Here is a 1711-nt window from a genome sequence, read left to right as displayed (position 1 = left end):
GTCGTCGTACCGCAGTCGGGCGCCGGAGCGGGTGGTGACGGTGCGGGCGGCGCGGTCGACGGCGGTCACCGGGTCGCCGAGGCGCAGCTCGATGCCGTGCTCGGCGAGGAAGCCGGGCGGGCAGAGCGTGAGGTCCTCGGGCGTGCGGCCCTCGAAGAGCGAGCTGAGGTGGACGCGGTCGTAGGCGGGGCGGGGCTCCTCGGCGAGCACGGTGACCCGTCGGCGCCGGGCGCCGGGCTGCTCGGTCCAGGCCTCCAGGAAGCGCTGGCCGACCATGCCGTGGCCGACCAGGACGAGGTCCAGCGGCGGCTCGGCCGGCTCGGCCGTGTGCGACGTCATGCGTGACTCCTCGGGGTGGTGCGGAGGGGCGGAGGGGGAGGGAATGGGGGAGGGGCGGGGAGGGGCGGAGGTGGCGTGGTCGTGCTTCCCGGTGCCGGGGGCGTGCCGAGAAATTTCGCCGGTGGTCGTTTCGCCTCCGGGTCCGCCGTGTTGCGCCCGCGGTACGCCTCGCTCACACCCGGAACCGTCCGAGGTGCGGCTTCGGACATCCGCCGTAACGGGAGCGGCTGTTTCGCTAACCCCGGGGAGACGGACGGGCAATCAGCCCGTAACGAGCGGCCCGCACCCTTTCGGCCATGGCAACAACCACCCTCACCGGACCGCGCCCCACCCCGCGGCCCGGGCCCCTCACCGGCTTCACCATCGGGGTGACCGCCGCCCGCCGCCGCGACGAGCTGACCGCGCTGCTCACCCGGCGCGGCGCCCAGGTCGTCGAAGCGCCGGTGCTGCGGATCATGCCGCTCGCCGACGACCTCGCGCTGCGCCGGGCGACGGAGTCCTGCCTGACCGCGCCGCTCGACTACGTGGTCGCCACCACCGGCGTCGGCTGGCGCGGTTGGATGAGCGCCGCCGAGGGCTGGGGCCGGGGTGCCGCCCTCGCCGACGCGTGCCGGCGGGCCGTCGTCCTCACCCGGGGCCCCAAGGCCACCGGCGCCGTCCGGGCCAGCGGCCTCGGCGAGGGGTTCTCCCCCGGCTCCGAGGCCACCGACGAACTGCTGACCTGGCTGCTCGCCCGCCCGCTGACCGGCCGGCGGATCGCCGTCCAGGAGCACGGGGTGCGGCTCGACGGCTTCGCGGCCGCGCTGCGCGAACGCGGCGCCGAGGTGATCTCCGTCCCGGTCTACCGCTGGGCCCCGCCGGACGACCCGGCCCCGGTGCGGCGGCTGGTCGCAGCGCCCCCGCGGTCAGCGCGTTCGTCGAGACGGCCGCCGCCGACGGCCTGCGCGACGCGCTGCTGGACGCACTGCGCGGGGACGTCCTGCCGGTCTGCGTCGGCGCGCTCTGCGCCCGGCCGTTCGCCGACCTCGGCCTGCCCGCGGAGTTCCCCGAGCGCGGCCGGCTGGGCTCACTGGTCCGGCTGCTCGCGGAGACCCTGCCGAGCCGTGGCCGCCGCGAACTCGACCTGGGGAGCACCCGGTTGACCCTCCAGGGGAACGCCGCCCTGGTCGACGGGGAGAGTCGTCTGCTCAGCCCGCGCGGCGCCGCCGTGCTGCGCGCGCTCGCCGAACGCCCCGGGCATGTGCTCAGCCGGGCCGACCTGCTGCGCACGGCCTGGCCGGACGCGGCCGCCGACGAGCACGCCGTCGAGGCGGCGGTCGGGCGGCTGCGGGCCGCGCTCGGGCCGCACGGGAAGCTGATCCGCACCGTGCCC

2 protein-coding genes and 1 pseudogene are annotated in these 1711 nt (G+C 77.3%); 2 read left to right on the top strand and 1 reads right to left on the bottom strand.

All coding sequences use genetic code 11. The features are described from left to right. Positions 1 to 339 (bottom strand): annotated as a pseudogene (locus VR45_RS33715) (nitrite reductase (NAD(P)H)); the annotation flags it as partial. Positions 340 to 635: 296 nt separating this feature from the next. Here VR45_RS33715 and VR45_RS33710 point away from each other — a divergent pair. Together VR45_RS33710 and VR45_RS50800 are read left to right on the top strand one after the other, a co-directional pair. Continuing rightward, a complete protein-coding gene (locus VR45_RS33710; RefSeq protein ID WP_063772590.1) occupies positions 636 to 1481 on the top strand; it encodes a uroporphyrinogen-III synthase in 846 nt (281 codons plus the stop codon). After that, a partial coding sequence (locus VR45_RS50800) for a winged helix-turn-helix domain-containing protein (protein ID WP_353612739.1) occupies positions 1478 to 1711 on the top strand: 234 nt, incomplete at its 3' end. The genes VR45_RS33710 and VR45_RS50800, both read left to right, overlap by 4 nt.

Origin of the sequence: Streptomyces sp. NRRL S-495, from assembly GCF_000966955.1 — a bacterium.
Taxonomy (GTDB): domain Bacteria; phylum Actinomycetota; class Actinomycetes; order Streptomycetales; family Streptomycetaceae; genus Kitasatospora; species Kitasatospora purpeofusca.
This window is presented reverse-complemented; position numbering and strand designations above follow the sequence as displayed.